General features: G+C 62.0%; 24 protein-coding genes and 1 tRNA gene. 13 read left to right on the forward strand and 12 right to left on the reverse strand.

Annotated features, from left to right (window positions below):
* Positions 1-16: 16 nt before the first annotated feature.
* Both GJR98_RS13720 and GJR98_RS13725 read right to left on the reverse strand, forming a co-directional pair.
* Entirely contained in the window at positions 17-721 is a 705-nt protein-coding gene (locus GJR98_RS13720) for a DUF6517 family protein (protein WP_151139207.1), read from the reverse strand.
* Positions 722-841: 120 nt separating this feature from the next.
* Positions 842-1,039: a hypothetical protein gene (locus GJR98_RS13725; RefSeq protein ID WP_151139208.1), complete on the reverse strand. Its 198-nt coding sequence runs from the start codon at positions 1,037-1,039 to the stop codon at positions 842-844.
* A gap of 191 nt (positions 1,040-1,230) precedes the next feature.
* On the opposite strand from GJR98_RS13725, the gene GJR98_RS13730 reads away from it, so the two are divergent.
* Both GJR98_RS13730 and GJR98_RS13735 read left to right on the forward strand, forming a co-directional pair.
* Complete coding sequence (locus tag GJR98_RS13730; protein ID WP_151139462.1) at positions 1,231-2,013, forward strand: aldo/keto reductase; 783 nt, start codon at positions 1,231-1,233, stop codon at positions 2,011-2,013.
* A 79-nt stretch (positions 2,014-2,092) separates the two neighbouring features.
* Complete coding sequence (locus tag GJR98_RS13735) at positions 2,093-2,284, forward strand: DUF7333 family protein (RefSeq protein ID WP_151139209.1); 192 nt, start codon at positions 2,093-2,095, stop codon at positions 2,282-2,284.
* Between the two features lie 2 nt (positions 2,285-2,286).
* Here the strand turns inward: GJR98_RS13735 and GJR98_RS13740 are convergent, their stop codons facing one another.
* The 3 genes from GJR98_RS13740 to GJR98_RS13750 form a co-directional block, all read right to left on the reverse strand.
* The gene (locus GJR98_RS13740; RefSeq protein WP_151139210.1) at positions 2,287-3,420 is read right to left on the reverse strand and encodes a DUF373 family protein; all 1,134 of its coding nucleotides are present in this window, start codon (positions 3,418-3,420) and stop codon (positions 2,287-2,289) included.
* A 43-nt stretch (positions 3,421-3,463) separates the two neighbouring features.
* Positions 3,464-4,465 (reverse strand): signal peptide peptidase SppA, encoded by a 1,002-nt coding sequence (sppA, locus tag GJR98_RS13745; protein WP_151139211.1) that lies wholly within the window; start codon positions 4,463-4,465, stop codon positions 3,464-3,466.
* A gap of 87 nt (positions 4,466-4,552) precedes the next feature.
* Entirely contained in the window at positions 4,553-5,476 is a 924-nt protein-coding gene (locus GJR98_RS13750) for a coiled-coil protein (RefSeq protein ID WP_151139212.1), read from the reverse strand.
* 300 nt (positions 5,477-5,776) lie between these two features.
* On the opposite strand from GJR98_RS13750, the gene GJR98_RS13755 reads away from it, so the two are divergent.
* Entirely contained in the window at positions 5,777-6,202 is a 426-nt protein-coding gene (locus tag GJR98_RS13755) for a DUF371 domain-containing protein (protein WP_151139213.1), read from the forward strand.
* A gap of 42 nt (positions 6,203-6,244) precedes the next feature.
* Positions 6,245-7,057, forward strand: coding sequence for an endonuclease III domain-containing protein (locus GJR98_RS13760; protein ID WP_151139214.1), 813 nt, complete (start codon positions 6,245-6,247; stop codon positions 7,055-7,057).
* Between the two features lie 34 nt (positions 7,058-7,091).
* On the opposite strand, the gene GJR98_RS13765 is transcribed toward GJR98_RS13760, so the two are convergent.
* The 3 genes from GJR98_RS13765 to GJR98_RS13775 form a co-directional block, all read right to left on the reverse strand.
* A complete protein-coding gene (locus tag GJR98_RS13765; protein ID WP_151139215.1) occupies positions 7,092-7,523 on the reverse strand; it encodes a DUF7332 family protein in 432 nt (143 codons plus the stop codon).
* Positions 7,524-7,681: 158 nt separating this feature from the next.
* Positions 7,682-8,065: a methylglyoxal synthase gene (locus tag GJR98_RS13770; protein ID WP_151139216.1), complete on the reverse strand. Its 384-nt coding sequence runs from the start codon at positions 8,063-8,065 to the stop codon at positions 7,682-7,684.
* 100 nt (positions 8,066-8,165) lie between these two features.
* Complete coding sequence (locus GJR98_RS13775; RefSeq protein WP_151139217.1) at positions 8,166-10,088, reverse strand: beta-CASP ribonuclease aCPSF1; 1,923 nt, start codon at positions 10,086-10,088, stop codon at positions 8,166-8,168.
* 249 nt (positions 10,089-10,337) lie between these two features.
* Between GJR98_RS13775 and GJR98_RS13780 the strand changes: the two genes are divergently transcribed.
* On the forward strand, positions 10,338-10,817 hold the full coding sequence (locus tag GJR98_RS13780) for a hypothetical protein (protein WP_151139218.1): 480 nt from the start codon (positions 10,338-10,340) through the stop codon (positions 10,815-10,817).
* 68 nt (positions 10,818-10,885) lie between these two features.
* On the opposite strand, the gene GJR98_RS13785 is transcribed toward GJR98_RS13780, so the two are convergent.
* A complete protein-coding gene (locus tag GJR98_RS13785; protein WP_151139463.1) occupies positions 10,886-11,377 on the reverse strand; it encodes an HTH domain-containing protein in 492 nt (163 codons plus the stop codon).
* 210 nt (positions 11,378-11,587) lie between these two features.
* On the opposite strand from GJR98_RS13785, the gene proS reads away from it, so the two are divergent.
* From proS to GJR98_RS13800, 3 genes are all read left to right on the forward strand, one after another.
* Positions 11,588-13,054 carry a proline--tRNA ligase gene (proS, locus tag GJR98_RS13790; protein ID WP_151139219.1) on the forward strand — a complete coding sequence of 489 codons (1,467 nt, stop codon included), beginning with the start codon at positions 11,588-11,590 and terminating at the stop codon, positions 13,052-13,054.
* 160 nt (positions 13,055-13,214) lie between these two features.
* Positions 13,215-17,747 (forward strand): glutamate synthase large subunit, encoded by a 4,533-nt coding sequence (gene gltB, locus GJR98_RS13795; RefSeq protein WP_151139220.1) that lies wholly within the window; start codon positions 13,215-13,217, stop codon positions 17,745-17,747.
* A 126-nt stretch (positions 17,748-17,873) separates the two neighbouring features.
* Entirely contained in the window at positions 17,874-18,863 is a 990-nt protein-coding gene (locus GJR98_RS13800) for an NAD-dependent epimerase/dehydratase family protein (protein ID WP_151139221.1), read from the forward strand.
* A gap of 106 nt (positions 18,864-18,969) precedes the next feature.
* Here the strand turns inward: GJR98_RS13800 and GJR98_RS13805 are convergent, their stop codons facing one another.
* The gene (locus GJR98_RS13805; RefSeq protein ID WP_151139222.1) at positions 18,970-19,659 is read right to left on the reverse strand and encodes an HD domain-containing protein; all 690 of its coding nucleotides are present in this window, start codon (positions 19,657-19,659) and stop codon (positions 18,970-18,972) included.
* A gap of 216 nt (positions 19,660-19,875) precedes the next feature.
* On the opposite strand from GJR98_RS13805, the gene GJR98_RS13810 reads away from it, so the two are divergent.
* Together GJR98_RS13810 and GJR98_RS13815 are read left to right on the forward strand one after the other, a co-directional pair.
* Entirely contained in the window at positions 19,876-20,595 is a 720-nt protein-coding gene (locus tag GJR98_RS13810; RefSeq protein ID WP_151139223.1) for an alanyl-tRNA editing protein, read from the forward strand.
* Positions 20,592-21,548 (forward strand): DUF3179 domain-containing protein, encoded by a 957-nt coding sequence (locus GJR98_RS13815; RefSeq protein ID WP_151139224.1) that lies wholly within the window; start codon positions 20,592-20,594, stop codon positions 21,546-21,548. Before GJR98_RS13810 ends, GJR98_RS13815 begins: the two co-directional genes overlap by 4 nt.
* A gap of 9 nt (positions 21,549-21,557) precedes the next feature.
* Here GJR98_RS13815 and GJR98_RS13820 read toward each other — a convergent pair whose 3' ends face one another.
* Both GJR98_RS13820 and GJR98_RS13825 read right to left on the reverse strand, forming a co-directional pair.
* Entirely contained in the window at positions 21,558-22,310 is a 753-nt protein-coding gene (locus GJR98_RS13820; RefSeq protein ID WP_151139225.1) for an FkbM family methyltransferase, read from the reverse strand.
* 488 nt (positions 22,311-22,798) lie between these two features.
* Positions 22,799-22,871 (reverse strand) — tRNA-Gln (locus tag GJR98_RS13825).
* A 272-nt stretch (positions 22,872-23,143) separates the two neighbouring features.
* Here GJR98_RS13825 and GJR98_RS13830 point away from each other — a divergent pair.
* From GJR98_RS13830 to GJR98_RS13840, 3 genes are all read left to right on the forward strand, one after another.
* Entirely contained in the window at positions 23,144-23,542 is a 399-nt protein-coding gene (locus GJR98_RS13830; protein ID WP_151139226.1) for a hypothetical protein, read from the forward strand.
* Positions 23,543-23,614: 72 nt separating this feature from the next.
* Positions 23,615-23,863, forward strand: coding sequence for a sulfurtransferase TusA family protein (locus GJR98_RS13835; protein ID WP_151139227.1), 249 nt, complete (start codon positions 23,615-23,617; stop codon positions 23,861-23,863).
* Between the two features lie 54 nt (positions 23,864-23,917).
* Positions 23,918-25,066, forward strand: coding sequence for an NAD(P)/FAD-dependent oxidoreductase (locus tag GJR98_RS13840; protein WP_151139228.1), 1,149 nt, complete (start codon positions 23,918-23,920; stop codon positions 25,064-25,066).

The following is a 25,066-nucleotide window of genomic DNA, read 5'->3' on the forward strand; positions in this document are numbered from 1 at the left end:
CTCGCCGGCGACCCACTTACGCTCCCGTTTTTTCGACCGTTCCCGGATGTTCGACAGCGCCTGCTAACGCTGCAATCGCGTCTGACTCGTCGACCTCCGCGCCGTGGACCGCGAGAACGACGATGACGTCTCCTTCGTGTTCGACCGTCGCGAGATGGACTCGAACCTCGGCGCTGCCACCGTCGTAGGCGACCGACTCCCCGTCGACGGTGGTCTCACCGGGTTCGACCACAACCGTGCCAGCGTAGGTGACGAGTTCCGTCTCTTCACCGAGTATCGTCACGGGTCGCGCTTCGATTTCTCGAAGCCCGTTGACTTCTGGAACGTTTCCGAGTGCCTGTGCATCCGAGAGCAGTTCGAGTCCAGCCCCGACGAGTTCGCGATTGCCGAGGTTCGCCAGCGGGTTCGCCGACTGACCGGCGACTTCTCTGTTCGGCGAAGAGAGAACGAGCAGTCCAGTGATGTCGGCGATGTCGTCGTCAGCGGTCGTCTTCGAGTAGCCGGACGCCCACATCTCGACGCCCACTGTTCTCGACGCCGGGCCAACACCGACGTTGTACGAGAGTGGAATCACGGTGCTGTTTCCGTGGACGTAGCCGTGTGTCTCGTACGCCGACGACGGAATCGTCGCGGGTTCGGCAGAGATGGTAGTCGTCCCACCGAGGCACCCGGCGAGGATGACGACGAACGCGAGCGCGAAGGCTGGACGGAGTAGTCGCATGACGCCCCTAGAGGCGCTCTATCGACAAGACAGTCTCGCTTGCCCTACAATCGAGTCACGAGACATGTCTCTCACCACGAGGAAGTCTCACGGGGTGACGCCGATGTTGCCCGTGTCTTCTCACTCGACGACTTCGACGCAGAGTCGGTACGTCGTCCCGCAATCGAGACACCGAGCGTCGTCCGCTTCGATGAGTTCGGTCACGAGCACCTCTCCGAACTCGCAGTTCGGACACTCGTAGACGAGCGAGTCACCCGCGATTCGATGGGCGAAGGCGTTCGTGTTCTCTTCGGTCAGTTGGTCTGATGTGGACGACATGTCGGTTCACCGCTAGTGGGGTGCTATCACACAGCACATAAAGCTGTGCGTCGCATCCACCGGGCCAGAACACTCACGTCTCGATAGATGCGGAAATTCACCCCCCTTCCGGAACGCCTTTTCAACTCGCAGCCTTCGACTCGGCTATGTCAGAGCTGCCCGCTGCAGACGACGCGCCGACAGCGAACGGAATGCCGATGCTCGGCCTCGGAACCTGGGAGAACACGAACCCCGACGAGTGTGAAAACGCCGTCAAGACGGCGCTGGAGATGGGCTACCGCCACATCGACACGGCACAGATTTACGGGAACGAAGCAGAGGTCGGTGCCGGTATCGCCGCCGCCGACGTCGACCGAGAGGACATCTTCCTCGCGACCAAGGTGTGGATCAACGAACTCTCGCACGACGACGTCATCGAGAGCACCGAAGAGAGCCTCGAAAAGCTCGGCGTCGACTACGTCGACCTGCTGTACGTCCACTGGCCGGCCCGCGAGTACGACGCCGAAGAGTCGCTCGCCGCGTTCGACGAACTCGTCGAGCGGGGGCTGACGAAGCGTGTGGGTATCTCCAACTTCGAACCCGAACAGGTCCGCAACGCCGTCGAACTCTCCGACTCGGGTATCTTCGCGAACCAAATCGAACTCCACCCGCTCCTCCAGCAGGACGAACTCCGTGAGGTGTGCGCCGAGGAAGGCGTCGAAATCGTCGCGTACTCCCCACTCGCTCGCGGGAAAGTGTTCGACGTGGACGTGCTCTCGGACATCGCCGAGAAACACGACGTGAGCGAGCCACAGGTGTCGCTCGCGTGGCTCCGTGAGAAGGGCGTCACGGCCATCCCGAAGGCGACGAGCGAAGCACACATCCGCGACAACTGGGAGTCGCTCGACCTCGAACTCGACGACGAAGATATCGAGGCAATCGACGCCATCGAGTCAGTCGACCGTCGCGTCGACCCCGACTTCGCACCCTGGTAAGCGACCGACACACCGCTTTTTTCCCGTTTCCCGAGTCGAAGCCACAACCAATTTGTTGCGTCAGTCCCGACGAAATTGTATGGAGTTCGACCTCCCCAAGACAGTCGCACTGCTCGTCGGTCTGGTCGCAGTTGGAACCGCGGCGCTCGTCGGGATGGGTGTCATGGCGACGAGTACCGTGTTGATGATGGTGACGCCTGCGATGCTCGTCTTCGGTGCAGTCTGTCTCGCAATCGGTGTCAAACACGGCGAGTACCGCGCGCTCGACTGACGCTAACTCTTGTTTTTCGCCCCGGTCTCGGTCACGTCGTCGAGCGTCTCGTCTGAGACGGTCGCCGAGATACGGACACCGACGAGACTGATGACGATGCCCGCGACGATGAACACGACCAGTCGTTGCACCGGCGTCAGTTCGAGTTGGCCGAACAGGACGAGGTGTGGGAGTTCGCCCTGTCGTTCGAGGAGAAACCCTGCGAACCCTCTGAGGACCAACCCGATCGCGATGACGCCGAACGGGAGGTTCAGGTACGACGTCGAGACGACTTCGTTACCGATGAGTTCGTCCAAGAGACGCCCGGCACTGGCGGTGAGTGCGGCGAGTGCCAACCACGGAACGCTGTGGTAGATGAACAGGAGCGACGGGACCAACAGTTCCTCACCACTGTTCGCGGGTGACCGAACCGCGAGCGCGCCGAGGAACAGGCCGACGATTGCGAGGCCCGCCGCGACGGCGTAGGTGACGATGGACACCTGTCCAGAGTAGAGCGCGTCGCGAACCTGGTCGGGCGCGTTCGCGAGGAACTCGTCGATGGCGAGACCCTTGTAGAGGAGGACTGCCCCGAGGAGCGCGGCGAGTCCCGCCAGCGCGACTGCGGGTGTGAACTGGACGAGGAGCAGCGGTAACAGGAGCAAGGCGACACCGACTGGGACCAGAATCGTCGACCGAAGCTCTTCGTCGGCGAGGAACTGCTTGAGGAGATAGTACGTCGACTCGATGTCGTGGGCCTGTCGGACGACCACCCGGTCGACTGCGTCGACGCGGAGGCGACTCTCGACGACCGGGACGAGTCGCTCGTCTTCTGCACTGTCGATGACGACCACTGCGGAGTCGACGTCGAACCTCGCGACCAACTCGTCGAGTTGGAGCGCGACTGCTCTGTCTGCGCCGACTGCGTTCTCACTCGTCCCGGAGATGACGGCGACTTCCGCGTCTTCGCGTTCGTCGCGGAGTTCTCGGGTGACGCGTAACGCTTCGAGGAGGCAGTTGACGCTCGAATCCTCGGGGTCTGCGAGACCGACGTCGGTGACGAGCGAACGAATCGCTTCCCAACCGACGACGGGTGTCGAGAGCCCTGACTTGCGGCCGATGTCGTTCGCCCGGTCGACACAGAGGACGAGCGTGGTCACGTGAAAAATGAATGCAGTCGTGGGCTAAAAAGCCTCCCAGTGGTCAGAACCGAAACGAAAAGCCATCGTCGACGTCGAACGACGAGGCGACACCCGCGCCAAAGGCGTACGCGACGCCTTCAGCACTGCCCCGGAGACGCTCTGCGAGGCCGACGCGTGGCGTGAACTCCTGAACCGTAACCTCGTCACGGTCGAGGAGTTCTGCGAGTCTGTCTTCGACGTCGTCGCGGGTACCGAGCGAATCCACGAGTCCGAGTTCGTGCGCTTCGTCGCCGAGGTAGACACGTGCTTCCGTCTCGCGGATGGTCTCGGGGTCCATGTCGCGCCCCTCCGCGACGCGTTCGACGAAGTCGTCGTAGTAGTCGTCGATGAGGCCCTGCAGGTACGCACGTTCGTCTTCCGAGGGTTCTTTCAGGGCGTTGCCCGCGTCTTTGTACTTCCCTGCTGCGAATCGCTCGTAGGAGATTCCGACCTTCTCGGCGAGTTCCGAGGCGTTGACCGACGACCCGATGACGCCGATGGAACCGACGACACTCGCGTCGTGCGACCACAACTCGTCACAGCCGCTGGCTATCCAGTAGCCGCCGGAGGCACAGACGTCGGTCGCGTACGCGACTGTCGGGCCATCGAACTCCGCTGCAGCGCGGCGGATGTCGTCACTCGGCAGTACCTCGCCACCGGGCGTGTTGAGTTTGAGGAGAAGCGCCTCGGCGTTCTCGTCGTCTGCAGCGGCGTCGATTTGCTCGACGATGTCGTCGGCCGGCATCCCAGATCCACGGCCCGGAATCCGTCCCGAACCGCCGTCGCGCGTGATTGGCCCCTCGACGGCGACTTCGGCGACATCGTACGACGGGAACGCCGATGCCGCGAGCCGGCCGCCGACGCGGAGCGCCACGGCGACGGTTCCGACGACCAAGAGAACGCCGAGCAGTTCGGCGAGGTCGTCCGGAACGCTGAGAAAGAGCACCCAGCCGACGAGCGCCGCAATCACTGTGACGACGAGCACGACGGCGGCTTTGAAGAGACGTGTGAGTTGGTCAGTCACGGAGAGTCACCCATACCTGTGGCTCGGGGCTCGGGCGCTATAAAAATGACACGTCGCGTGAGCGACGAAGAGAGAATATGAACCGGTTTAGAGAAGTCCGGCCTTCTGCAGCTTCATGAGGTCCTCGGTCTCGAGGGTCTCGCCTTCCTTGAACTTCTGGTAGATCTCCTCGGCCTCGGCCTTTGCGGCCTCGCGCTCTTCGGCACGGGAGTCCTTGCGCTGGCGCTCTTCCTTCTTGTCGAGTTCGCGGAGGCGCTTCTGGACGCGGACGAAGTCCTCGTGGTGACGGTCGGCCGCTTCCTGGGCTTCGACAAAGAGCTCGTGCATCTCGTCGGCCTTGTCACGGATGTCGTCGGCCTCGCGGTAGGCCTCGATCATCTGGTTGTGGTGCTCCTGTGCGTCGTCAGCGAGTTCGGTCACCTTCTGGTGGTGCTGGGACGCTTCGGAGCGGACCTCTTCGGCCTCGGCGATGAGTTCTTCGAGGTCACCGCTCTCTTCGACCTTGTCCTTCTTCTGACGAAGTTCTTCGCGCTTGTTCTCGATCTTCTCGATGAGTTCGCGCTCGTCTTCTGTCGAGAGAACCTCGGTCTGCTGGCGGAATTCGAGTTGCTCGATCTCCTCTTTGAGCTCGTCGATATCCTTGCCGTCGTCGAGTTCGAGGTCGCTCTTCATCTTGTCGACCTCGTCGAACAGCTCGTTGGCCTGCGCGTTGAGTTCGTTGCGCTTGTTCTTGTGCTCCTGAACCTGCGAGTTCATCTCGTCGCGCTGTTCGCGGTGCTTCTGCGCCTCGTCGACCTTCTCGCGAGTCATCGCGTTGAGGTCGTCGCGCTTGGAGGCGCGTTCAGAAGCCATCTGGTTCAGTTCGTTGCGGCGGTCACGGAGTTGACCGGCAAGTTTGATGAGTTCGCCTTTCGAGCCGCTCTCGAGCTTTTCTTCTGGGAGATCGATGTTTCGTGACCCGTCGAGTTCCTGTACATCGAACTCGTCGAGCACTTCCTGCTTCGTTACCATGCGTAATCAATCCTCGATACCATCACCGCTCCGTGCGTGGCGGCTGCTCTTTGGAGTGCAATCGACCGTGGATAAGAATTCCCGATCATTCTGCGTGCTATGCCGCCGGAACGCCGGAGGCGCTCAGGTACATGTTCATACAAGCGTCCGACTAATAAATACTTCGGTGGATAATCGGGTGAAAACAGTTACCACACCGCCCATACCCCTCGTATATGGCATGTTAGCGATTACCAAGGTGGTATATAAATGGCCGTACAAATCGTGCACGATAAATCTCCCCACTCCCCACGACACGCCATGAAAGAGACCATTCGCGCCCGCGGCCACGAGCACGTGAGCGCCGAGCACGCGAGTACGTTCGAAGTGACGAGCGACGATTGGCTCACCCCGGCCGGAGACTGCATTCTCGCTATCGAGGCGGACCGAACACCCGCGGATTTCGACGACGAGTTCGTCGAGGCGTGCCAGTCACACGACGCGACGATTACCGTAACGGTGAGCGTGGACACGGGCGAGCGCACGTTCGAACAATCTGTTCGGGGACGTGGCCATCCCGACCTCACCTTCGACGGCGACCGGAGCATCGTCTTCCGAACGAGTGACTACGTTGACGACCGAACCGGGATGGTCGGTGCTGAACACGCTGCCGACGGCTTCGACGACAAACTCGTCTCCGCGCTGGCTGTGGGCGCACCCGCCACGGTGACCATCGACGTCGAGTAGCCGGAGAGAGTGCTTTTTGCTGCCGGGTCGTAACTGCCGACTATGCCCGAAGAACCGTCTGAGAACATCAGCGGTGGCCCCGGCGGCGGTGGTCGAGACGTCGTGTTCGACGCTGCGACACCCGAGACTGCGACCCGTGCAGAGGTCGTCGTCGACCGACTCGGCGACTTGTACTGGCGGAAAGCCTACGGTGGGCAAGGTGGATTCGAGTGTCTCGTCCGAACGATTCTGAGCCAGAACACGAGCGACAAGGCCAGTCAACCCGCACACGACGAGTTGATGAACCAGTATGGCGGGTCGAACCTCGCCGAGTCACTCGCCTCGGCCGACCGAGCGGAACTCGTCGAGGCCATCCGCTCGGCCGGCCTCTACAACCAAAAGTCGAAACTCATCATCGGCGTCGCCGAGGAGGTTCTGGCTGACTTCGGGAGCGAGGCCAACTTCGACCGCTACGTCCGCGAGGCTGACCCATCGACGGTTCGTGGCCGACTGCTAGAGATGAAGGGCGTCGGCCCAAAGACTGCCGACTGTGTCTTACTCTTCGCGGGCGGGCGCGGTGGTGTGTTCCCCGTCGATACGCACGTCCACCGCATCTCTCGCCGCATTGGCCTCGCTCCCGCCGATGCCGACCACGAAGGAGTCCGTGCAGCACTCGAACGCGACGTTCCGGCCGACAAGTGCGGCTTCGGGCACACGGCGATGATTCAGTTCGGCCGCGAGTACTGTACCGCGAGAAAGCCGGCGTGTTTGGAGGGGCCGGAGGCGTGTCCGATGGACGACGTGTGCGAGCGCGTGGGAGTGAATCCGGAGACGCGAGACGTGGTCGACCCCGCTGAGACTGTCGCCGACGACTAAGCACCGTGGTGGACGAGTCCACGCCCACAGGCGATTAACACTGCTTCGTCTCGATTCCACTCACCGGCGACCCGTCGTCTCTGTACGACGACTCGACACCGGAACCTGCGAACATCGGGAGGTTCATCGAGTAGTCGTAGACGACGCTGAACCGCGAGAACGGATTCGAGAGGAACTCCGTCGCGGGGCCGACACCGTCGAACGCGACACCGGCGCGGAGTTGGATAATCGGTTCGTCGCCGATTCCACCCGTAGCCTCCATGCCGAACCCACCCGCCTCACCGAGATTCTCGAAGATGGAGAGAAAGACGACGAGGTCGATGCCGGCGGCGTCGCCCCCGATATCGAACTGGTGGCCCTCACCGGGGAAACACGGCGAGGTCGGACCACTCGCGGCAGCGACGGGCGCGGTGGCGACGATGAGGACGACGAACACCGTCAGCGCCACACGAATCCCTGCGTGCATACGGATGCTACTTCGTTCTGGTAATTAAGGCTACGCGACTGTTTTCAGAATTGATACGCAACCGGCGAGTCCGTCGCGGGTCACGTTCGAGCTACTGCTGCCACTTCGTTCAGCCGTCCGAAGAAAAGTATCAGGTGTGAGTTCGCGGGAGGCTGCCGTTACTCCTCGCCGGACAACTGGTCGACGAGTTCGTCGAGGACGGCGTCTGCACTGGCGAGGTTGGTCGCCAGCGGTGTCTGGTGAACGTCACAGATTCGCAAGAGGGCGGTGATGTCGGGCTCGTGAGGCTGGGCAGTCAGTGGGTCACGAAGGAAGATGACGCCGTCACAGGTATCGTCGGCAATCTCCGCGCCGATTTGCATGTCGCCGCCGAGTGGACCGGACTGCTTGCGCTCGATATCGAGGCCCGTCGCGTCGATGAGACGCTGGCCGGTCGTCCCCGTCGCCATGAGTTCGAACTGTTCGAGGTCACCTTTGCGTTCGTTCGCGAACTCGATGAGGTCGTCCTTCTTCTCGTCGTGGGCGATAAGCGCGAGTCGCATGGGTGTCACTCGTTCGAGAGGAGGGATTAATGTTCGCCCGCAAGCGAGCGGGGGAAACTAGTCGCCGACAGTGAACGCCGGGACAGCCGAGAGACCGTCGTTACTTGAAGCGGAACGTTTCGAGGTTCTTCGGCGCGAACGTCCGCATGTTGTAGTTGTGGTAGAGCGCGGACGAGAGGTCCTGAACGGAGCGTTCGTCACCGTGGACACACAGCACCTTCTCCGGACGGGGGTTCATCGTCTTGATGAAGTTCTCGAGGCCCTGTCGGTCGGCGTGACCGGAGAACCCGTCGACCGTCTCGACGTCCATCTTGAGTTTCAGGGTGTTCGACCGACCGCTGTTGTCGCGGTCGTTGACCGGAATCTCGTCCCAGCCGTTCTGGATACGACGACCGAGGGTACCCTGTGCCTGGTAGCCGACGAACACCAGTCGGGATTTCGGGTCTGGGCCGATGTGGCGAAGCCACGACATGATTGGCCCGCCAGTGACCATCCCTGACGTAGAGAGGATGATGGCCTGGTCGCCGTCGGCGACGTCCTGTCGCTCTTCTTCGCCGCCGTCGATGTGGTTGAACTCGTCGGCGAGGAACGGGTTTTCGTCCTCGTGGAAGATACGGTCGCGGAGTTCGTCACGGAGATACTCTGGGTAGGTCGTGTGGATGGCCGTCGCCTCCCAGATCATCCCGTCGAGGTGGACGGGCATCTCCGGAATCTTGCCGTCGCGCATCGCCTGTTCGAGGACGAGCATAATCTCCTGTGACCGACCGACTGCGAACGCCGGAATGACGACTTTTCCGCCGCGGTCGTACGTCTCGTTGATGACCTCGATGAGTCGCTTCTCGGAGTCTTCCTGGTCGGTCTGGTAGTCGTTGCGACCACCGTAGGTCGATTCGAGGACGAGCGTCTCGACACGCGGGAAGTCGTTGACTGCACCGTTGAACAGACGCGTGTCGTCGTAGTGAATGTCACCGGAGAACGCGACGTTGTAGAGGCCGTCGCCGATGTGGAAGTGCGAGACCGAGGAACCGAGAATGTGACCCGCGTTGTGGAACGTGAGTTTCACGTCGGGGGCGATGTCGGTCACGTCGCCGTATTCGAGTGGGATGGTGTGCTTGATTGCCTCACGAACCATCTCGGACTCGTACGGCGGCGTGCGGCCTTCCTTCGACGCGACGTCGAGGTAGTCGAGCGTTAGGAGGCCCATGAGGTCACGCGTGGGTTCCGTCGTGTAGATGGGGCCGTCGTACCCGTACTTGAACAAGAGCGGAATCAGTGCGGAGTGGTCGAGGTGAGCGTGAGTGAGGACGACGGCGTCGAGCGAGTTCGCACCCGACCCGAGTGCCTCGGGGACCTGTAGATACGGCACGTCGTCGGACCCCGGCTTGTCCCCACAGTCGATGAGGATGCGCGTCTCGGGCGTCGAGAGGATGAACGAGGCGCGACCGACTTCACGGCAGCAGCCGAGCGTCGTGATACGAACCCACTCGTCGTTCGAGAGCTGTTCGCGGTGAATCTGGCGCCCGGTTCGTTCGAGGATACGGCGTCGGTCCTCGCGTTCTTGTTTCAAGAAGTTACGGACGTTCGAGACGGTAGAAGATTCGATAGGTGGTGTTCGGACGACTTCAGGTGTCCAACCAACTTCTTGGGTAATCTCTCTCAGGGTCGACCCGTGCCGGCCGATGACCATGCCCGGTTTCTGCGCCTCGATGACGACTTCGCCCGTGTCGACGTGGAAGTCGAGGTCGGTGACGCCGGCTTCCTCGGGGATGACTTCCAATATTTGCGGTTCGGCCTCGCGTGGGTCAGACAACACGTCGGGGTCGGGGCGAACCGTGATTCGCTTTCGAAGTTTGCTCGCGAGTTTCCGAATGAGGTCGCCGTTCTTGGCGAACTTTTTGGGGTCGCGAGTGTAGACGACGAGTTCGGGACCCTCGTACTTGACGTCGGAAACCGAGATGTCGCGCGGAAGTTCGTTCGTAATCTCTGCCTTCAGATTCTCGAGTTGTTTATCTACGGAGCTCATAGTTACGAGCGACCCACCCGGTCCAGCGCCGGTAGGTCTCGGGAACCGCTGCCTCAGGAGTGGTAACGCGAGACGGTCCACACGTGGTGGTTCCGGTCTCGTGCGACTGCGAAGAGAGCATAGTGAACTGAATACGGTGGTATCTCGACCGCGGGAAGAGGCAGGGAAAACCCGCTTATCCGGATGTACCGTGTCGTCACTATAAAACCCTTCGCAAAACCGAAGCATATCGCCGCCTTTCGAGGGGACATGGAACTCACACCAGCGGCCGTGACCGAGGAACATCGATGGGTTCGAAACCGAGCAGACACCATCGTCCCGCTCATCAACGAAACTCGCGGACGACTCGGCGTGTTGTTCGAGACGCACGTCGACGAAGTGGACGAGGAGAGCTATCTCGCGGCCGTCGACGAGGTGTTCGCACAGGGCGACGTCGGAGTCAACGTCGCGGCCTACGTCCGCATCCTTCGGGAGTTAGACGTCAAAAACGACTATCCGGGCTTTATCGTCGACGAGGTACTCGGCCGAAAACTCGCGTCGACCATCGCCGGCGGCGACCCACTGGGTCTCCTCGCAGAGGCGACGTTCCACTTCGCAGATGTCGCAGTTCACACGGACGGCCCCGCCGGACTCGACGACTTAGACGCCGCCCTCGCAGCAGGGTTCCAAACGATTCTCCCGGGCTGGTCGTGGCGCGAGCGAGACAGTCCGTTCGACAGTACGCTCTAAGGGCGACTGCAGTCAGGCGAGTACTCCGCGTTCGAAAAAGTGAGATGAACGTTCTACTGAGGAGCCGACTACCACTCGACCGTTATCGGACCGTTCGACCAGTCTGGTTCGGTATGTGAGTCGAGGTCGTCCAAGCGCAACTGGAGCGCACCTACACACTCCTCGCACGCGGTGACGTGCGAGAGGATACCCTCTTCGTACTCCGCCATCACGGCGCGTGGGACACGCCGCGTCAGGCATTCTGGACCCATCCTGCCGATACCTCTCGTGATGGGGTCGCCTAACCCCGAAAGCTGTCTGCCTCGGTTCGCGCTCCACCGCGCGTACGAGGAGAGTTTGTCGCGGACGTGACGTTCTCTGGAATTCAATCGCCCCGAAAGGTCGACGAACCGGTCCCACGTCTCGACCGTGTAGTCGTCGACGACACCGTGTTCGACCGCATCGTCCAGTCGCGCGACCACCGCTTCGAACTCGTCTCGTTTGCCAGAAGGCACCCAGAGTTCGACCCGGACCGGCCGACTCGGTTGCGTCGGACGCTCACCGCCCTTGGTACTGTCTATTGCTAACACACCAACCACCAGTTCTGGGGTACGAGAGCGCTCGATATGTATCTATGCGTCCGCCTGAACGGACGACACTCGGAAACGACTGGTGATAGGTAAGACACGTCCGCACCCACGTCTCAGAGCCGTGTTCGAAAGATACACGCTGGACTCGACGGCGCACCCCCTTCGGGGCGTTTAAGGGTTCGCTACGGCTACCGATGGACAATGAGCGACGAGCAGGAACTCGGTATCACCGAGTCGAAGCAGTACAACACGGGTGAGTGGTACGCAGAGGTCGTCCAGAAGGCGGGCCTCGCGAACTACGGACCCGAGGGAATGAGTGGATTCATCGTCACACGTCCGCGTGCCTACGCCCTGTGGGAGCGAGTTCAGGGGTTCCTCGACGGTCTGTTCAAAGACACCGGCGTCCAGAACGCCTACTTCCCGCTTTTCATCCCCGAGAGCTATCTCGAACGCGAGAAGGAAATCGTCGAAGGCTTCGACCCCGAAGTCGCGTGGGTCACCCAGGCGGGCCAAGAGGAACTCGAAGAACGCCTCGCCGTTCGACCGACGTCTGAGTCAATCATCGCCCCCTACATGTCTCAGTGGGTTCGTAGCCACCGTGATCTGCCCCTGCGCGTGAACCAGTGGGCCTCCGTCGTTCGGTGGGAGGCAACCGAGACGAAACCGTTCTTCCGAACGAAGGAGTTCCTCTGGCAGGAGGGTCACACCGCACACGCGACCCACGAAGACGCGTGGGACGAGACGATGCTCCGCCTCGACCAGTACGAGTCCGTCTACGAGGACTTGCTCGCGATTCCAGTCCTGCGGGGCGCGAAGCCAGACCACGACAAGTTCCCCGGCGCACACACGACGACGACGGTGGAAGCGCTCATGCCCGACGGCAAGTCGGTGCAGGCGGGGACCTCCCACCACCTCGGGACCGGATTTGCAGAGGCGTTCGACCTGACCTACACGGACGAAGACGAGAACACGCAAGTCGCACACACCACCTCGTGGGGTCTCTCGTGGCGCTCGCTCGGAGCGCTCATCATGACCCACTCGGACGACCAGGGGCTCGTCTTGCCCCCGACGGTCGCTCCCGAACAGGTCGTCATCGTCCCCATCTGGCAGGCAGATACACAAGAGAAGGTCCTCGACTACGCCGAGGAAATCGCGGAGGAACTCGAAGACGCTGGCGTCCGTGTCGAACTCGACGACCGCGACGAGCGCAACCCCGGGTTCAAATTCAACGAGTGGGAGCTCAAGGGCGTCCCCGTCCGGTTCGAAATCGGCCCCAACGAGGTCGACGACGAAGTCGTCACCGCGGTCCACCGACCCGACGGCGAGTCTGTCGAACTCGACCGCGAGAACATCGCCGAGGCCGTCTTCGACCAATTCGACGAGGTCTACGCGAAACTCTACGCCGCCGCCGAAGAGAACCTCGAATCCAACATCCGCGAGGCGTCCTCGCGCAACGAGATTCTCGGCACCATCGGCCAGCACGGTGGCTACGTGAAAGCACCGTGGTGTAGCAAGGAGTCCTGTGAAGAAGAGATTAAAGAGCAAATCGCCGCGGAGATCGTCATGGTACCCCTCGACGACGAAGAGAGTGAGATCCACCACGGCGAAGAGTGCGCCGTCTGTGGCGAGGCCGCAGAAGAAACCGCGTACTTCGCGAAATCCTACTGAACCGACAGTAGCGTAGTTCTACACGGTCTTTTATATTCTTCGTCACACGTCGAAGGGTGTCTAGTGCATGTACCAATACTCGATATCCCCTTATATGATATTGTAACACCCTTATGGTTTCAGGAAAAGTTGCTTATGGGGGTAGTGAATCTACGTAGGTATGACCAAGCCACACATAGACGCACCCCCTGCTCGTCGTGGGTTAGCCGACCCAAGTGACGAGCGCTCGAACTGCGGCGTTGGGGCCGTCGTAGACCTCAAGAACGGCTCTTCGCACCGAGTCGTTGCAGACAGTCTCGAACTTCTCGAAAACCTCGAACACCGCGGCACCACCGGGGCCGAAGAGAACACTGGCGACGGCGCGGGCATCCTGTTCCAGCGCCCAGACGCGTTCTTCGAAGCAATCGTCGAAGGCGACCTGCCCGACCTGTACGCGGTCGGGTCGGTGTTCATGCCAACCGACAGTGACGTTCGAGAACGAGTCTCGGCGGTTGTCGAAGACGCACTCGAAGACCACGGACTCTCTGTTTTCCACTGGCGCGACGTTCCCACCGACAACTCGGGGCTTGGCGCTACCGCACTGGAGTCCGAACCCGATGTCTGGCAGATGCTCGTCGAACCCGAAGACGAGATGGACGAAGACGCGTTCGACCGCGCACTCTACCTCGGCCGCCGTGCTGCAGAGAAGGCAGTCGAAACGCTCGCTCTCGAAGGCGCAGGCCGATTCTACGTCTGCTCGCTCGACCGCAAGACCCTCGTCTACAAGGGTCTCCTCACGGCCGAGCAACTCCCGAACTACTACCCCGACCTCCAAGACGAGCGGTTCGAGACGGAACTGGCGCTCGTCCACGCTCGCTTCTCGACCAACACGCTGGGCGCGTGGCACCTCGCGCACCCGTACCGGCAGGTCATCCACAATGGCGAGATAAACACCATCCGTGGGAACGTCAACTGGATGCGCGCCCGCGAGACGGACCTCCAGCACGAAGCGTTCGGTGAGGACATCGAGACGCTCAAGCCGATTACCAAGGCCGACCAGTCCGACACCGCGAGCGTCGACAACGTGGTCGAACTGCTCCTCAAGAGCGGCCGTGAACTCCCACACGTCCTTCGGATGCTCATCCCCGAAGCGTACCGCAACGACGACGCGATGGACCAGTCGCGCCGTGACTGGTACGACTTCCACGCCTCGCTTGTCGAACCGTGGGACGGCCCCGCCCTCGTCGCCGCAACTGATGGTGACCGAATCGCGGCCGTCCTCGACCGCAACGGCCTGCGCCCGTGCCGGTACGAAGTGACGACCGACGGCCAGCTCATCGTCGCCAGTGAAGTCGGCGCACTCGACACCGACCCCGCCGAACTCGAATCGCGTGGTCGTCTCCGCCCGGGTGAAATCTTCATGGCCGACCCCGACGAGGGGCGCGTCATCCCCGACGCCGAAGTGTTCGAGTCGCTCACCGACGACAAGTACGGCGAGTGGGTACGTGACCAACAGCGCCACCTCGACTCCATCGCCGACCACACCGACACGAACGCTCGCGGCAACATCGAAGCACTCCGCGCCACGCAGGCGGCGTTCGGCTACACCCACGACCAACTCAACCACATGATCGAGCCAATGGCTCGCGACGGGAAGGACCCCGTCGGGTCGATGGGTGACGACACGCCACTGTCTGTCCTCTCGGAGTTCAACCGCCCACTGTTCACCTACTTCAAACAGCTGTTCGCGCAGGTTTCGAACCCGCCAATCGACTACATCCGCGAGAAGTTGGTGACGAGCATGGAGTCGCGACTCGGCTTCCAGCGCAACCTGCTCGATGAGTCCGAGGACCACGCACGGCAACTCGTCCTCGACTCACCGATTCTCACGGACGCACAGACGGCCGCCATCAAAGACCTCGACGGCGACATGAACAGCACCGTCGTCGACATCACCTACGAACGCGGTGAAGACCTCCGCGACGCAATCGAAGCAGTTCGCGAAGAGGCAGCAGAGGCGATTGAGGCCGGCGCAGACATCGTCGTGCTGTCCGACCGGAACGTCGGCCCGGACCGCGTCGCTATCCCGAGTCTCCTCGCGACGGGCGCGGTCCACCACAGCCTCGTCCGCAACGGCCTGCGGAACCGGGCCGGCCTCGTCGTCGAATCCGGAGACCCACGCGAGGTCCACCACCTCGCGACGCTCGTTGGCTACGGCGCGGGCGCGGTGAACCCGTACCTCGCGTACCAGAGTATCGGCGACATCGTCGCCGGCCCCGACGGCGCCGACGAAGCGGCCGCAATCGAGGCGTACATCCACGCCCTCGAAGACGGTCTCCTCAAGACGATGGCCAAGATGGGCATCTCGACGGTCGAAAGCTACCGTGGTGCCCAAATCTTCGAAGCAGTCGGCCTCAGTTCGGACTTCGTCGCCGAGTACTTCGAAGGCACCGAGATTCGCACGGAAGGTATCGGCCTCGACGTCATCGAGGAGGACCTCCTCACCCGCCACACCGCCGCGTTCGGCGGGGACCCACAACTCGAACGGCAGGGCGAGTACGAAAACCGCTCTAGCGGCATCCACCACGGGTGGAACCCACAGACCGTCGGCACGCTCCAACAGGCCGTTCGGTCGGGTGACTACGACCGCTACAAGGAGTTCGCCGAGTTGGTCAACGACCAGTCTGAGAACCTGTTGACCCTCCGCGGCCTCCTCGAATTCGACCCCGACCGCGAGCCGGTCGACATCGACGAGGTCGAATCCGTCGAGTCCATCGTCAAACGCTTCTCGACGGCTGCGATGTCGCTCGGAAGCCTCTCGCCCGAAGCACACGAGAACAACTCCATCGCCATGAACCGCATCGGTGGCAAGTCCAACTCCGGTGAGGGTGGCGAACCGCCGGAGCGCTTCGGCACCGAAAAGGAGTGTAACGTCAAGCAGGTCGCGTCCGGCCGCTTCGGCGTCACCTCGCACTACCTCTCGTCGGCCGACGAGATTCAAATCAAGATGGCGCAGGGGTCGAAGCCCGGTGAGGGCGGACACCTCCCCGGCAAGAAGGTCAACGAGATGATTGCGCACGTCCGCTACGCGACGCCGGGCGTCGGCCTCATCTCTCCGCCACCACTGCACGACATCTACTCCATCGAGGACCTGAAACAGCTCATCTTCGACCTGAAGTCGGCGAATCCCGACGCCGACATCAACGTGAAGCTCGTCTCCGAGGCCGGCATCGGCACCATCGCCGCCGGTGTCTCGAAGGCGAAAGCAGACGTCGTCCACATCTCTGGTCACGACGGCGGAACCGGTGCGTCGCCGAAGACCTCCATCAAGAACGCGGGCCTCCCGTGGGAACTCGGCCTCGCTGAGGCGAACCAGATGCTCCGCGCGACGGGACTTCGCTCGCGCATCCGCGTCTCGGCAGACGGCGGGATGAAGACCGGCCGCGACGTGGCTATCGCCGCGCTCCTCGGCGCAGAAGAGTACGTCTTCGGGACGGCCCCGCTCGTCACCTCCGGCTGTGTGATGGCCCGGCAGTGCCACGAGAACACCTGTCCGGTCGGCGTCGCCACGCAAGACGAGAACCTTCGAAAGCGGTTCCCCGGCCAACCCGACCACGTCATCAACTACATGACGTTCATCGCGCAGGAACTCCGCGAGATTATGGCCGAACTCGGCTTCACCTCGCTCGACGAGATGATTGGCCGGCCGTCGCTCCTCCGGCAAATCGAGACCGACCACGAGAAAGCGAAGCACCTCGACCTCTCGGCAATCCTCGCCGAACCCGCATCGGGCGCCCGGCGGAAGACCGAAGACCAAGTCCACGCGGACGTGGACACACACGTCGACCACAAGCTCATCGACGAAGCGAGCGGCGCTATCGACGACGGCGAACCGGTCGTCATCCGCCGCCAACTCTCGAACGTTGACCGTGCAGTCGGCGCGATGCTCTCGAACCGTATCTCGAACGCCCACGGCGGCGCAGGACTGCCGGACGACACCATCCGCTGTGAGTTCTCCGGCATCGCCGGCCAGACCTTCGGTGGGTTCCTCGCGCGTGGCGTCACGATGCGCCTCACCGGCGCCGCGAACGACTACGTCGGCAAAGGGCTCTCGGGTGGCCGCGTCATCGTCCAGACGCCCGCCGAGGCCAACTACGCCGCAGAAGAGAACATCCTCATCGGCAACGTCGCACTCTACGGCGCGACGCAGGGAGAGGCCTACATCAACGGCCTCGCAGGCGAGCGCTTCGGCGTCCGCAACTCCGGCGTGAAGGCCGTCGTCGAAGGCGTCGGCGACCACGGGTGTGAGTACATGACCGGTGGCGTCGTCGCCGTCCTCGGCGAGACGGGGCGCAACTTCGCCGCAGGGATGTCCGGCGGCGTCGCCTACGTCTACGACCCCGACGACGAGTTTGCCGCGAAGACCAACACCGAGATGGTGACCATCGAAGACGCTCTCGGCGACGCCGACGAGAAGATGCTCACCCGGCTGGTCGAGAACCACCTCGCGTACACCGACTCCAACCGCGCCGCCGAACTCCTCGACGACTGGCAGAGCGCACTCGGTGACTTCGTGAAGGTGATGCCCGACGCCTATGCCGAGGTCATCGCCGAAGACGCCGATCAGGACGTTCGCTCTGAACTGCCCGCGCAGGCAGGCGCCATCGTGGACCCAGCGACCGACAAGGTCAACGCCGCGACGAGCGACGACTGAGCGATAGCCGCGAACTGCGACTCATTTTTGTGGCCCTGCCGTGGTGACGAGTTCGACCGCCAGTACCCACCGGCCACCGACGCCGGTTCTCACACGTTTTTCACCGCGCACCCCTTCGACCGAGACATGGACAACGCGCTCGTCATCGGCGGCACCCGTTTCATCGGCCGCCACCTCGTCTCGGACCTCCTTGACAACGACTACGACGTGACCATCTTCAACCGCGGGAACCACGACAACCCCTTCAGCGACGACCCGCGCGTTCAACACATCCAGGGCGACCGAACCGACGACGAAGCGCTTCGCACGGCGAAACTGACCGTCGAACCCGACGCAGTCTTCGACTGCGTGGCGTACAAACCGGGGGAAGTCGCGACCGCAGTGGACATCTTCGCCGACGTGGACGCCTACGTCTACATCTCCAGCGGGGCAGCCTACGGTGTCGAAGAGGTTCCGAAGCGCGAGGGCGTCACCACCCTCTGCGAGTGCACCGACGAGCAGGCAACCGACGACTCACACGACAGCTACGGCCCGCGAAAGGCCGAAGGTGACCGCGTCGTCTTCGAAGCGGCATCTCGCGGCATCAACGCGATGTCCGTCCGCCCGTGCATCGTCTACGGCCCCCACGACTACACCGAGCGACTCGACTACTGGATAGACCGCGTGCTGAACTACGACCGCATCGTCGTCCCCGGCGACGGGACGAACATCTGGCACCGCGCCTACGTCGAAGACGTGGCCAGCGCGATGCGCGTCGTCGCCGAAGAAGGCGAGGCGGGCGAGGCGTACAACGTCGGTGACCGCAGACTCGTGACGCTCGAAGAGATGGTCGACGTCATCGCCGATGCCGTGGGAACCGACGTGGAAGTCGTCCACGCAGGCGAACGCGAACTCGCCGCCTCTGGCCTCAGTCCGGACGACTTCATCCTCTACCGCGACTACCCACACGTCCTCTCGACGGAGAAACTCGCTCGCCTCGGTTGGGAGTCGACTCCCGTCGACGAGGCGATGCGACGGTCAGTCGAATCTCACCGCGAAAGCGACCGAGATGGCTCCGAACACGACCCGGGCCGGGACGCCGAAGAACGCGTCCTCTCGATTCTCGACACGCTCTGAGACAGTCGAGGAACGCGCTTCGAGCGCGTGTGGCGTCGCTCTCGAACAGGAAAGACAGTTGTCGACGGCGAGATGCCACCGATGCAGTTGTTGGCGAACGAGGCAGTTACTGTCGAAGTTCGCCGTGTTCCATCTCTGGAACCTCGTCTTCTAACCACTCACGGAACCACTTGACGCGCTTGAGGCGCTGGTGGGCGAGGCTCTGTGCCCTGTCCGATTCGAGTCGCCGAGAGGCGTCACGGCCACGTTCGAAGACGCGTTCGACCATCTCCGCAGCGTCCATGTGTGTCCGCGCCTCGTAGCCCATCCGCAGGAGCATCAACGAGGTACCGTTCGCACCAATCTTGTCGAGGATGTCCGCTTCGATGAGACACTGGGTCTCCATCGAGACGTCTGTGAGAGTGCCTTGATACGAGTGGTCGGCGACGACCTGACACACCTGTTCGATGAACGACTCGGGGTAGTCTCCGTGCGTCTTGAGGAACTCACGAGCGACGCGAGCGCCCTCTTCGGCGTGAATCTCCTGTTCTGCTTCGAGTTTGGAGATGTCGTGGAAGAGCGAGGCAACGCGAACCACGTCCACGTCCGCACCTTCCCGTTCGGCGATGTCGGTCGCGAGCGAGACGACGTTGAGAATGTGGTTGAAGCGGTACTCCGCGGAGTGCCACGGGTACCAGCGCATCCGACCACCGTCGTCTTCGTTCTCGACGCTCGCGGAGAGATAGTCCGAGACGAATCGCTTCATGTCCTCGAACTCCGCGTCAGAGACCGAACCCTCCTTGATTTCAACGCCCACAGTACCACCCCTGTGGGAGTTGGCGATTACGTATTCTCATTACACAGAATGAGGACCGTTCCACTCTTAGGCGTTACGACACCCAAAGTCACCGAAACGCCGGTGTCCCCCGAACTCGGCACGTCTGGCGGCGGCCATTGACAGTGAATGGCATCCCCTAGTGAGGCGCATCACGCGAGGACCACAGCTAAATTCACACCCCACCTCGCACACCACATGACCGAAGCGCGCTACCTCGACGACGCCACCTGCCTCACGTTCGAGGCGACAGTCGAAGCAGTCCGCGGCACCGACCGGGTCGTCCTCGACCAGACGTACTTCTACCCAGCCGGTGGGGGACAACCGAACGATACTGGGTCGCTCTCGACTGCCGACGCCGAGTGGGCCGTCACAGACGTCGTGAAACGCGACCAAATCGAACACGTCGTCGACGACGAGGCCCCAGAACCGGGGACGACGGTGACGGGACGAATCGACGCCGACCGACGCCGTGCGCACATGCGCTATCACACCGCCCAGCACCTCCTCTCTGCAGTCCTTCTCACCGAATTCGACGCGGAGACGACCGGGAACCAACTCTACGCCGACCACGCGCACCTCGACTGCGCGTACGACCGATTCGACGACGACGACCTCCAGACCATCGAATCTCGATTGAACGAACTCGTCGCATCCGACCAGTCGGTTCGGTGGTACACCCTCGATAGAGACGAGGCAGAAGCGACACTCGACCCCGAGCGAACCCGACTCCATCTCCTTCCAGACTCGATTCGGGAGGTCCGAATCGTCGAAATCGGCGACGAAGACGACCCGTTCGATAGAACTGCGTGTGCAGGGACACACGTCGCATCGACGGGTGAAATCGGAACGGTGGTGCTCACGGGGCGAACGACACAGGGTTCTTCACACGAACGCATCGACTTCGTACTCGAATGAACGTCCGTCAGGTCATTCCGAGAGATGCGATTCCGAGCGTCGACGACCCGTCGTTCACGGACACGTACGACGGTCCCGACGACGACGAAGTCATCTCGCTCACCGTCGGTGACGAGACGCGGGCGTACCCGATTCGGTATCTCCACTACCACGAAATCGTCAACGACAGCGTCGCTGGCGTCCCCGTGGCCGTCACGTGGTGTCCCCTCTGTGGGAGTGCCGTCGTCTACGACCGGCGAGTCGACGGGCAGGCCCTCGAATTCGGCGTGTCGGGCAAACTCGCAGACGACGACCTCGTGATGTACGACCGCGAGACCGAATCAGAGTGGAAGCAGTCACTCGGAGAGTGCATCGCGGGCGAACTCGAAGGGAACTCGCTGTCGGTCCTCCCTGCGGCCATGACGACGTGGCACGCGTTCTCCGACGCAACGCCCGACGGACTCGTCATGAGACCACCCGGTGGCGCGAGTGAGGCAGCAGGCGACGGTGACGACCCGGAACCAATCGACTACGACCTCGAACCCTACGAACAGTACTTCGAGATGGACGGGTTCGGCCTCGGTGCACACCGCGGGACCGGCGGCCGCGATTGGGACGGCGCACTCGACGGTATCGAACCGAAATCTGTCGTCCTCGGCCTCGAATTCGACGGCGAATCGGTAGGCGTCCCCCTCACAGTGGTCGACGATGCTGGGGGTGTCGTCACCCTCGACGTCGGTGAGGAGTCGGTCGTCGTCTTCGCTACCGACGCGGGTATCCACGCCTTCTCGAATCCGGCGCTGGAGTTCGACCCAGTCGGTGATAGACGAACGTTCCACGCAGATGGGACCGACTGGAACGGTGCAACAGGAACAGCAGCAGACGGTCGCTCACTCCAGCGAGTGCCAGCACGCCGTCTCTTCGCCTTCGCGTGGCGCGACGACCACGGAACGGACGCTTTCTACCTCGGCTAATATCGTTTGTCAGTCCGTGGGCTCGCAGACCCAGCCATCTTTCACTGGGACGAGATCGTACCCGAGCCGTTGCAGCAGTTCTTTCGCCGCCGATTCGTCGTGGCCACCGCGTGCCTCGTGGACTTCGAAATAGACCGTCGGTCGGTACTCGTCGAGAACGGACGTTGCACCCTGAAGCACGTTCAATCCGTACCCTTCGACGTCGATTTTTAGATGGTCCGGCGGTGGGACCGTACCCTCCTCGACGAGTGAGTCGAGTCGGCGCATCGGGACCGCTTCGGTGTCGACGACTCGTGCTTCCCACGCGCTCGCGTGCGCAGGTGAGAACGAACCTAATTCGTCGTAACTCGACACGTGGAACTGACTCGTCTCGTCCGTCGCACCCAGTCCGTATTCGAGGACGCCGACGCGGTCGCCGAAGCCGTTGATTTCGACGTTCGCCCGCAACTGCGCGGCGACCTGTGTGTTCGGTTCGACGGCGATGACTTCGGCTTCCGGGGCTTTCGCCGCCGCCGCGAGGGTGTAGGTTCCCGTGTTCGCACCCACGTCGACGACGACGTCGCCATCGCGGAGATACAACAAGAGGGCTTCCAGGAGGACGTCGCCGCCGTGGCGGTTGTACAGTTCGTAACTTCGGAACGACGCTTGCCCGACCCTCTTTTTGGTCGCGAAGACTCTCCCCTTGTAGTTGGCACGGACGAGTGCGTAGTGGAGCAGGAAGCCGATGTGGCGAATCGCGGAGCGAGGGTGGCGGAGCGACACCTTACTCGTCTGTCATTGTGGGGCGATAAAAATCGCTCGGGGTGTGACGGTGTGGCGTCCACCCTGCTGGGTGTTCCACATCTCGAACACCGGTCGGATGTGGTCGGCAAACGTCAGAGTCGACCGTTCGGTACCGATAGGTCTGCATTCGTGCTCAGTTATGCGAATTTCTAGCACGAGTGGATGTGTGACTACCCCTCTGGAATTGCAGGAGGACTGTCAAATTAGGCCGGGGTGGTCGCTGAACGTCCGAGACTCACTCGTTCAGATTCGCCGCAGAAATGGTTGCATCGGGCGGATTCGAACCTCGGTCGCTCACTGTGTTCGCTCCCTGCGTCGAATCTAGTTGTGACTAGTTACTCACTGTCGTTCGTAAAACAGTCCCAGGCGGATTCGAACCGCGACGACTCGAATCCTCTCGTCGTCTGGGCTCGAATCGCCTTCCGTTACGAATTCGTGGCTCACCGTTCGGTTCGCCACAGAATTAGTAGTCCCAGGCGGATTCGAACCGCCGTCAACGGCTCCAAAGGCCGCTATGATTGGCCACTACACCATGGGACTTCGTCCACTCGTCCCATGTACCTCGCAACCTCTTCGAGGCTGCTCAACACCACGGGACTTCGCATATGGAGGTAGCGCGACGCCGACACAATAACCTTACTTTTCGCATCGCAGTCCCCCGCTCACAGATTCGGCTGACGGAGTCGGTGCTGACGGGTCGCCGAGCCCGCTCTCCTCGAAGGTATCTTAATTCGTAGACACTTTCCCACAATCTTGGAATGTCTATGCAATATTATCCCCTCACGCGCCCTACACTCATCTGTGAATCACCTATGACTGGATACGCAATTGTACTCGAATCCGCACGTCTCGAACGCCTACAGGCCGTTGGCAACATCGCAGCAGTCGCTGCTGCATCTGAAGTCCCTGTAGACATCTTCGCAACCATGGGCGGTCTTGAAGCGTTCGATAAAGAGCGCATCGCGTCGATGGACTACGAAGTCGGCGAAGTCGGCCGCGCGATGATGGAAAACGAGGACGCGAACATGGCGATGTTCTACGAGAACATCGCACAGGCGAAAGAGCTCGGCCCGCTCAACGTCTACGCCTGTGAACTCTCCATGGACATGCTCGGCAAGACCCTCGACGACTACCACGAAGTCTTCGACGACGTCCTCGGTGTCTCGGGCTTCCTGACCCACGCTGAAGACAAGCAGGTAATCTTCGTCTGAGCACATCAGTGTTGGACGAATTTCCCCATCTGAACGCCATCTAACCACCCCACAACAACACAATACACGACAATGAGCAAATCATTCCAACCCGACGTAACCGTCGACTCCCGCGGTGCAACGTGCCCAGGTCCCCTGATGGACCTCATCGGCAAAGTGAAGAAACTCGACGCTGGCACCGTCATCGAACTCAAGACGACCGACAGTTCGTCCAGCCACGACGTCCCCGAGTGGGTCGCCAAGGCCGGCCACGAAACCCTCGACGTCGTCGAGCACGAAGACGAGGGCTACTGGTCCGTCTTCATCGAGACCACGAAGTAACGCCCGCGTTGCCCGGCCACACGGCCGAACTACCCAACATTATCCAAACACAGTATGACAGAACGAATCGTAATCGTCGGTGGCGGCACGGGTGGGACCGTACTCACCAACCGGCTCACCGACGAACTCGCCACCGAAATCGAAGCTGGCGACGTCGAAGTGACGTTGGTCAACGACACGCCAGAACAGACGTACAAACCGGCGTTCCTCTACGTCGCCTTCGGAAAGAAGACGATGCACGAGGCACGCCGCCCGCTCGCCGACCTCGTCGACCTCCGGCACGCGACCCTCGTCGTCGACCGCGTCACCGGAATCGACACCGAAAACAAACACCTGACGCTGGCGAAGGACGACGGTGGACTCGACTACGACCACCTCGTGCTCGCGATGGGTGCCAACCTCGCGCCGGACGAAGTGCCCGGCCTCAAAGAGGGCGGACACCACTTCTACGGACCGAACGGGGCCGAGAAACTCCGTGACGCTCTCGCAGGGTTCACCGAGGGACACATCGTCCTCTCTGTCATCGGCGTCCCACACATGTGTCCGGCAGCACCCGTCGAGTTCGTGCTGATGGCCGACGCGTGGTTCCGCGAGCGCGGCCTCCGCGACCAGGTCGAGATAACCTACACGTACCCCATCATGCGGGCACACGGCATCAAGTCGATTGCCGAGTGGGCGACCGAACTCTTCGAAGAACGCGACATCAACTTGGAGACGTTCTTCAACGCCGAAGAAGTCGACCCCGACGCGAAGGTCATCACGACGATGGAAGGCACCGAACTCGACTACGACCTCCTCGTCGCCATCCCGCCACACACGGGGAGTGACCTCGTGACCGACGCTGGCCTCGGCGACGATGGCTGGGTCGAAGTCGACAAGAACACGCTCGAAGCGAAGAACGCCGACGACGTGTACGCAATCGGCGACGTGGCCGAACTGCCAACCTCGAAAGCGGGCAGTGTCGCACACTACGCGGCAGGGACGGTCGCCGACCGCCTCGCGAGTCGCGTCCGTGGCCTCGTCCCAACGGAGACCTTCGACGGCAAGACCATCTGCTTCATCGAGAGCGGGATGGACGAAGCGACCTTCGTCGAGTTCTCCTACGGCGACGAACCGGTGGTCCGCGAACCATCGCAACTGCTCCACTGGAGCAAACTCGCGTACAACGAGTCCTACTGGCTCACCGCCAGAGGGCTCATCTGA

The organism is Haloferax marinisediminis (genome assembly GCF_009674585.1).
Taxonomy (GTDB): Archaea; Halobacteriota; Halobacteria; order Halobacteriales; family Haloferacaceae; genus Haloferax; species Haloferax marinisediminis.